This is a genomic window from Leptospira kemamanensis, from assembly GCF_004769665.1.
In the GTDB taxonomy this organism is placed as follows: Bacteria; Spirochaetota; Leptospiria; order Leptospirales; family Leptospiraceae; genus Leptospira_A; species Leptospira_A kemamanensis.
The window spans coordinates 56,378-63,377 of record NZ_RQGG01000046.1 but is presented as its reverse complement, the minus strand read 5'-3'; the positions used below and the strand labels follow the sequence as shown (position 1 = coordinate 63,377).

The 7,000-nt window shown below is 35.1% G+C and carries 8 protein-coding genes; 4 read left to right on the top strand and 4 right to left on the bottom strand.

Annotation, left to right across the window (positions count from 1 at the left end; all coding sequences use genetic code 11):
- Positions 1-731: 731 nt before the first annotated feature.
- Complete coding sequence (locus EHQ59_RS16105; RefSeq protein WP_244245583.1) at positions 732-1,172, top strand: LA_2478/LA_2722/LA_4182 family protein; 441 nt, start codon at positions 732-734, stop codon at positions 1,170-1,172.
- Between the two features lie 109 nt (positions 1,173-1,281).
- Here EHQ59_RS16105 and EHQ59_RS16100 read toward each other — a convergent pair whose 3' ends face one another.
- Together EHQ59_RS16100 and EHQ59_RS16095 are read right to left on the bottom strand one after the other, a co-directional pair.
- Positions 1,282-1,428, bottom strand: coding sequence for a hypothetical protein (locus EHQ59_RS16100; protein WP_244245582.1), 147 nt, complete (start codon positions 1,426-1,428; stop codon positions 1,282-1,284).
- A gap of 217 nt (positions 1,429-1,645) precedes the next feature.
- Positions 1,646-2,509: a DUF2167 domain-containing protein gene (locus EHQ59_RS16095; RefSeq protein WP_135620796.1), complete on the bottom strand. Its 864-nt coding sequence runs from the start codon at positions 2,507-2,509 to the stop codon at positions 1,646-1,648.
- A gap of 1,028 nt (positions 2,510-3,537) precedes the next feature.
- Between EHQ59_RS16095 and EHQ59_RS16090 the strand changes: the two genes are divergently transcribed.
- From EHQ59_RS16090 to EHQ59_RS16080, 3 genes are all read left to right on the top strand, one after another.
- A complete protein-coding gene (locus EHQ59_RS16090; RefSeq protein WP_135620794.1) occupies positions 3,538-3,846 on the top strand; it encodes a hypothetical protein in 309 nt (102 codons plus the stop codon).
- Between the two features lie 339 nt (positions 3,847-4,185).
- Positions 4,186-4,500: a hypothetical protein gene (locus EHQ59_RS16085; RefSeq protein WP_135620792.1), complete on the top strand. Its 315-nt coding sequence runs from the start codon at positions 4,186-4,188 to the stop codon at positions 4,498-4,500.
- An 11-nt stretch (positions 4,501-4,511) separates the two neighbouring features.
- Entirely contained in the window at positions 4,512-4,859 is a 348-nt protein-coding gene (locus EHQ59_RS16080) for a hypothetical protein (RefSeq protein WP_208652438.1), read from the top strand.
- A gap of 463 nt (positions 4,860-5,322) precedes the next feature.
- Here EHQ59_RS16080 and EHQ59_RS16075 read toward each other — a convergent pair whose 3' ends face one another.
- Both EHQ59_RS16075 and EHQ59_RS16070 read right to left on the bottom strand, forming a co-directional pair.
- Positions 5,323-6,087, bottom strand: a complete 765-nt coding sequence (locus EHQ59_RS16075) for a hypothetical protein (RefSeq protein ID WP_135620791.1) — start codon at positions 6,085-6,087, stop codon at positions 5,323-5,325.
- A gap of 96 nt (positions 6,088-6,183) precedes the next feature.
- Positions 6,184-6,897: an MIP/aquaporin family protein gene (locus EHQ59_RS16070; protein WP_135620789.1), complete on the bottom strand. Its 714-nt coding sequence runs from the start codon at positions 6,895-6,897 to the stop codon at positions 6,184-6,186.
- Positions 6,898-7,000 lie beyond the last annotated feature (103 nt).

Sequence of the window (7,000 nt, the reverse complement as noted above, 5' to 3'; positions counted from 1 at the left end):
ATATAAAAATGTGTTAAATGAAATTGAAGAAGATAGAAAAAATGTCGATAGAACTTTAGATTTTAGATCCTTAGATGAAACTATTTTAAATGCGTGATATATTTGTAAAATTCAAGATACAAAAACAAAAATAGAAATCTTTCTTTCTGTTTATGAAACGAAAGGTATGGAATATGCTGGAACTGTCTACGTAGCGGATTTATATAGAAATAAAAAATTTATTAAAACGATTGAAAAATATAATTACGACGGTCCTTATTAAGTAATAAATGACGATCCATCAAACTTTTGATTTCGAAGGAAGTTAGTATCGAACCTGACCCTTTAAAAGATCAAGAACATCAATTTAATACGTTTGTTAATCGTCATACCAATATCACCTGCAATACTCGGTCCGATAAGCGAATTACCATTACCACCAGCAATACTCTGTCCAATAAACGAATTACAAATAACAGCTCCATAGACTCTGTCTGATAAACGAATTACCATTTTCACCCAACAGCCCCACTGCGGTTATGATATCCGAATTGCAATTATCACCCAAGTGAAATAGCACTAACCTTCCACGACGCATAGGAAATTCCAACTTTGGTTCTAAAATGAACCAAGAAAATCTTGAAATAGATTTACGCTAGTTGACAATTCTTCTTTTCAAATTCAAAAAGGTTGAGACGATAGGTTTGCAATTACATTCATAATTTGACTCAGAATAATTGAAGGCGAAGAACATGTACCAACGAAATGATCATCCAATTTCTCGATTTACTTTAAAACCAACTGTGATCCTATTCGCATTTATTTTGTTATTAATTTCCATTGTATCTTGCAAAAAAGAGAAAGGTATCAACCAACTTGATTGGCAAAATGAGTCTTTAAGTTTAACTTCAGAAATTTGTAAAAAATTTCGTGAATGCGCAGATTCAGAATGGAAAACAATTCCAGAAAATTTGAAAAAATTTACGGAAGGTCGATTGGATGAAACCAATTGTCAAAAACGATTTCGGGAAAGTAATGCTTATAAATTAATAGGATCTAATCCATTAGAAATTCAAACGATTTATAACCAATGCCACAAAGAATTGATCTCGATGAGTTGTAAGGATCTACAATCAGGTAAAATGGAAACAATTTCATCCTGTGTTTCGTTTCAAAAAATTCAAAATCGATAAATCATTGATACAGTCTATTGGTTTATACGAAGTTTTGTATGATAATAGTAGATCGATTCACATGCAAATTCATTTCATTGGAAAAGGGTTAGGAATCGAAAATGAGAAATTACTTTGATTTGATCCAAAGTTTGCTGATAAAGACTGCTTTGGTAAAATCGATGATTTCAAATTCTTCTAAATTTGGGAAAATGAGTTTGAGATTTTTGATGAACGTCAATTCGTCCACACGCATGTAATCTAAAAGGATCCTCAAACCATGTAAACTCTCGATTAATTCGTTTCTCTGTATCCAGATCGTATAAATTCCTTTTTATCTGTTTCTTCGTGCATTGTCTCTTCTGTTGAATGTTTAGCTTCAATTCATTTAGATTTTCTGAATTCTAGAGTGAAAACCTGGTTAGGTTTTAGCCTATCCAGGTTTTGATTTCTATTTGCTTTATATGAAAATTGGTTATAGAATATAATTCCTATTATACGGAACTATTGTCTGCTTTTTTGGTAAAAAGTTTTTTGATGAAACCAAGAGCAGCAATGGCACCGATCGCAATGACCTTCCAAAATTTAAGTAACAAGGCAAAAAATCCGGCTTTTGCTAACACTTTCCCAGCGATCAGTCCACCAATTCCATAAGCAGCCATTTTATCAACGCCCGGAGAATAATCTGAATATTTTTCTCCTTCATTGAATTCAGTAGAAGCAAGGATGGCTGGAATATCAGTTTGGACTAATTTTAATTTTTCAATATCAGAGATCGCATTTAGTTCCAGAATTCCTTTACGGCCCAGGATTCGAATATTATAATTGAGAGTATTGACTGTATCTCCTTCAAATTGAAGTTCTTTTGCCCAATGGAGTTTTTTTGCATTGGCATCGTAAAATGGTTTATTGGCCCAACCCACAAGTTCCATCGTCGGGTATCCTTCTTTTTTGCGATCTTCATTGCCTTCGCTAATGTCTTCTTTCATGGATTTCAAAAGATCATCATAGTTGATTTCGTTGACATCTGAATCGCTAACATATCCATCCTCTGAAAAAGAATAAGTAATGGCATACGTAAAGTTGTCACTGATAGGAGATTGGTCTGCTTTGAATAACATCCCAAGGATACCTTCGTTTAAAGGATTCCCCCATACTTCATGTAGAACAAATTGGCTTTGTTTTGCATCAAGGAATTTAAATCCTTTGGGAACCTTAATCGTTGCCAGTTTTTCACCAATGGTCACACTGCCAGTTTGGTATTTGAGGTTGTTGATTTTGTTTAGAATATCATCTTCGGCATGAACTGCCGACGTTAAAAGGAACAATCCTAAAAGAATTGTATTCAAATGTTTCATTTGTATCTCCATGGGTTTAGAATTTGGATTTCTAAGGAAAGGTTCACACGGAAATACCAAATTTTGTCAATCTAACGTTTGTTTGTAGTAAAAAGCAACTAACAAAATTAGGGTTAAGGTTAAATTTTGCTAACTCTTGCCCAATAGGATCAATAGATTCAAAAATGAAATGATCGAGAAACGTATTTTATAGCGTCCTCATAAAAAAAAATTTCAAAAAACCGATTTTAACGTTCTGAAAACCCGTGAATTCCGTTCCAAACGTTTTGGAAACATGGGGCGAAGAAAAAATGGGTTCCAATGAGTAAAATTGTATGTTATGAATTTGTAAAATTGTTAGTTTTATGCGGAAAATGACGGAATCAAATAATTTAGTCATTATCAATAGGAAACATCAAAAAGCCAGTTGCTGATGTGTTTTCAATTGCTTATTTCTTAAAGTTTATTTTTCCATTACTCTTTATTGCAACATGCACCTACATTGTAAGGCGAATTCATGGTTAACCAAGAAAGATTAGTAATGCGACCAGGTAGATTTGCTAGAAACGGAATTTGTAATATGACGATAGGAAGATTTTATGGAAATTAGAAATAGGATCTGAGTAAAGTTTTAAAAAGGAAAAGTCTTTATGAAAAATCAAATAATACTTTTAAAGTGGATTATTTACATAGTTTTGATAGCAATCACGATGAAATGCAATTTTCAGGAACAATGTTATGCACAAAACGGAAATGACTCTCTTGATGTATGTATTTCGGGACTGGCTTTATATAATGCGATCCCTGAGGAAAGAAGAACTAATTCATCGCTGGATAGGACTATATTATTTTGCTTATACGAATATAAGAAAATAGAAGAATGTAAAAAAGAACCACGTCGATGGCCATTCCAAGATTAGTTAAAGACTGAACAAGAAACTATATATTAAAGTTTGATCCCCTTCCCAACGCGAAAGGGATTGCCATGAAAAGCATTAATAGAAAGAAAAGGAAACTTCAAAAAAGCCAATGTTTGGAAATCTAATAAAATGAAATTAAAAATTGTTCAAGTAAGTCTAATTGTATTTGTGTTTTCTCTCTTAGCCTGCTCACAAAGTGAGTTTGAATATAAGATGAAATCACAGAGGGATAAATGTAAGGATGGTGTCGGGAGTGAGGGAAAAAAAGATGTAGCACGAGTCAATTGTGGCATTGCTTTACCTATAGTCATTGATAATCCACTAATCACCAATCAAAGTCCACAAGGGCAAAATAGTTTCAATTATCTTCTAACTCGATGTTTATTAGCGATTCACAAATTAAACCAATGCGAAAACAAAAGTTCTATATTCCCTTAACAGGAAGTTATTATGGAAATTAGAATTAGGATCAGAGTGAACGATTAAGGAAAATCAAATTGAGAAAGTTCAGTTTATCAAAAATAAAATTAGTACCAATTATCTTATCCATATCGGCATTTGGTATGTATTGCAATTTCGAAGAACAATGTTACTCGAGATTGGGATATAGTAATTTAGACGGATGTTATTCTTTGCTCGGGATAGATTCAATTCCAAATGAAGATAATATAAAAAGTCCAAATCTGAATTCTATACTTGTAATTTGCCTTAACCAAAGAGAGGAGCTTCGTAGATGCAAGAAAGAATCTACTCGCTGGCCTCTACCTGAATAGCAATATGTTGTTAAACAAAGTATTAAAAATCTTGATCGTTGCCATAATGTTTTCGGTCTATATTAATTGCTCTAATCAAAAAGATCAATGCCTTAAAAGGGCAGAAACGAAAGGCGGAGAGAAATACCAAGATTCAAGTTCAGCATGTGCAACTTACCTTGTTTTATCAGAAACAGCTAGGACAAGTGAAGAACAAGGAAGATCTTCTTTTGCTGCAAGATTTCTGGCAAGTGAGGCATTGGCAATTTGCATTGTAAAGGTTGCTGAAGAGCGTAAATGTCAGAGCAAATCTAAATATATCCCACATTTTGGAGATTAGTAGAACTCTATATGAAACGATACCCATTAGTTATCCTATTTCTGATCTCTTTTTTTACGAATTGTATGATTGGCACACAAAAACAAGCCTGTATGTATTATTTGGATAGAGATTTTAAATCTTATTGTGATCAGTTGGTTCTTTTATCTCCAAAAATCTTGAGTGCAGAGAAAGATTTTGCGCAAGCCAGCGTTAGCAATATTGTATTAGTTGGTTGCCTTACTTACCTAAAGAAAAAGAAAGATTGTAAGAAAGAAGAAAACAAATACTTGCCAGGATTGTATGGAGCCAATGATTTCTTTGATCAACTCAATCATTTCCAATTGTTTCAATGGAAAAAACAGAATCGAATTTCGTAACGATTTTTGGCAGTAGTATGATGGTAACGGGAAATATTTTGAAAATAAACTATAATTTGAGGATTCCGTTCAAGGTAGTAGTTTTATTTCTTATGTTAGTTGGTTCCATGAATTGCACAGACCAAAAGGACTATTGTATGGAAAGTGTTCAAAGGGAAGGTGGATTTTATTCCGGTTCTGCTAGTACTGTTTGTCTAGGATATCTAGCAAATCAGAATTACGCTAATGTGGCCGAAGCGAATGGTTAATCTTCAAGATTCAATCAGTGGTTAGCCGACCAAAGTTTAACAAACTGTTTATACAAAACAATTGAAGAAAAAAAATGTGAAAAAAAATCTGAATACATTCCACATTTTGGATATTGAATCAAATAAGTAAGTTTAGTTTTGAGAGTTTATGAGGTTACTCCAAAGAGAACAAAAGATTTGTTCCATGTTTTAGGTAAATCTAATGCTTTAGGTTCTTACTCAGAATCAAAATTGATTTCTTGAGATAAGGAAATCATAAACGTATCGTTTCCTTTAAAATTGAGATTATAACTCGTTGGTCCAAATTCTAGCCAAAGGTATTTTCTCATCACTGTGAATGAAATTTCTGTTGTGCCGTAATAAAAACCGAGACCGGTGAAAGGACTTACAGAATACGCAGTGCAAGATTCCCTTATCGTACATTTTCCCAAACCAAAATCGATGCCAATGGTTGGTTTCAAAAATCCAAAAAATTCTTTTTGGTATCGGGCGCCTAAATCAATGAGATTTGCTTCAAAATTAACTCCACTTTTTAATTCTCTGCTTTCGTACTCAGGAACCAATAAGAATACTGAATACACAAAGAATCTTTGGATGAGATTGATTTGCTCTAAGTCGGGGTTGAAATGATCAAAGAAAAATTTTGCATCAAGTCCTAATAGGTATGGATTTGATTTGAGTTTCGCATTTGTAAATCCAATGCGTAAAAATACATTTTCGTCATGAGGATTGCTTTCATACCCAACGGTTGTATATTCCGTTTTGTACTTAATGTTCCTTTCAGAAGCGACAGGTATTAATTGTAATTGTTTTTCCGAAAAGGCAGGTTGGGATGCGATTACTGCAAGACCAACACCAGGTGAGATGATAGGTTTACTGTCATTGATACTTCCACTACCATATTGAGCATATATCCGTTTTGTTTCAGCGGAGATAACAGTGGAGAGAAAAAGGATGAGAATAGAGGTATATTTGATCATTGTGAAGGAATCATTTAGTTTTGGGTGTCAATGGAAGTTAACACCGATTACGTTATCGTACTCATATAATGAAATACTGCAAATAGTTTTTCTCTTTTACATCCCCCACCGAATCACCACCGCTGCAATTCCCGCACCCACTAACGGAACCACTACGGGAAGCCAGGCATACTTCCAACCAGAATTTCCTTTATTCGGTATCGGAACGATGGAATGAATGATCCTTGGTCCTAAGTCACGAGCAGGATTGATGGCATACCCAGTGGTTCCTCCCATCGAAAGTCCGATGGCCCAAACAAGGAGTGCAACAAAGCCCGTGCCCGCAATTCCATTCGCTCCGCCGTTTGCGGGAGAAAAAATCGCATGGATCCCGAGGATGAGGAGGAAGGTTCCAAACCCTTCGCTGATCACATTGGAAAGGGTATGTTTGATGGCAGGTTCCGTGGAGAAGACGGCCAAGATTTTCCCTGGGTCTTTTGTTTCTTTCCAGTGGGGGAGGTAATGCAGATACACTAAAAAAGCACCGAGGGCAGCACCTGAAACTTGCGCTAAGCTATAAGGTAAAAAGATCGAAAAATCGCCTGATTGGATGCAAACAGAAAGTGTGACCGCTGGATTTAAGTGGGCACCAGGGCTTCCGAGTGTTTTTGCTACAAGGACTCCAAAACAAACCGCGAGGGCCCAAGCAGTAGTGATGGTAATCCAACCACCATCTTTGGCTTTGGACTTTTCTAATAAAACACCAGCGACAACTCCATCCCCGAGTAAAATCAAAACAGCCGTTCCAAAAAATTCGCCAACCAGTTCCAAAATGACCTCCTCATGCCTTCGTGAGGACTTTATCTAAAGGGACATAGAACCACTGACAACCTTTTTTGGAAGGCCATTGCATCAATTTATTCTAGGATTTTCC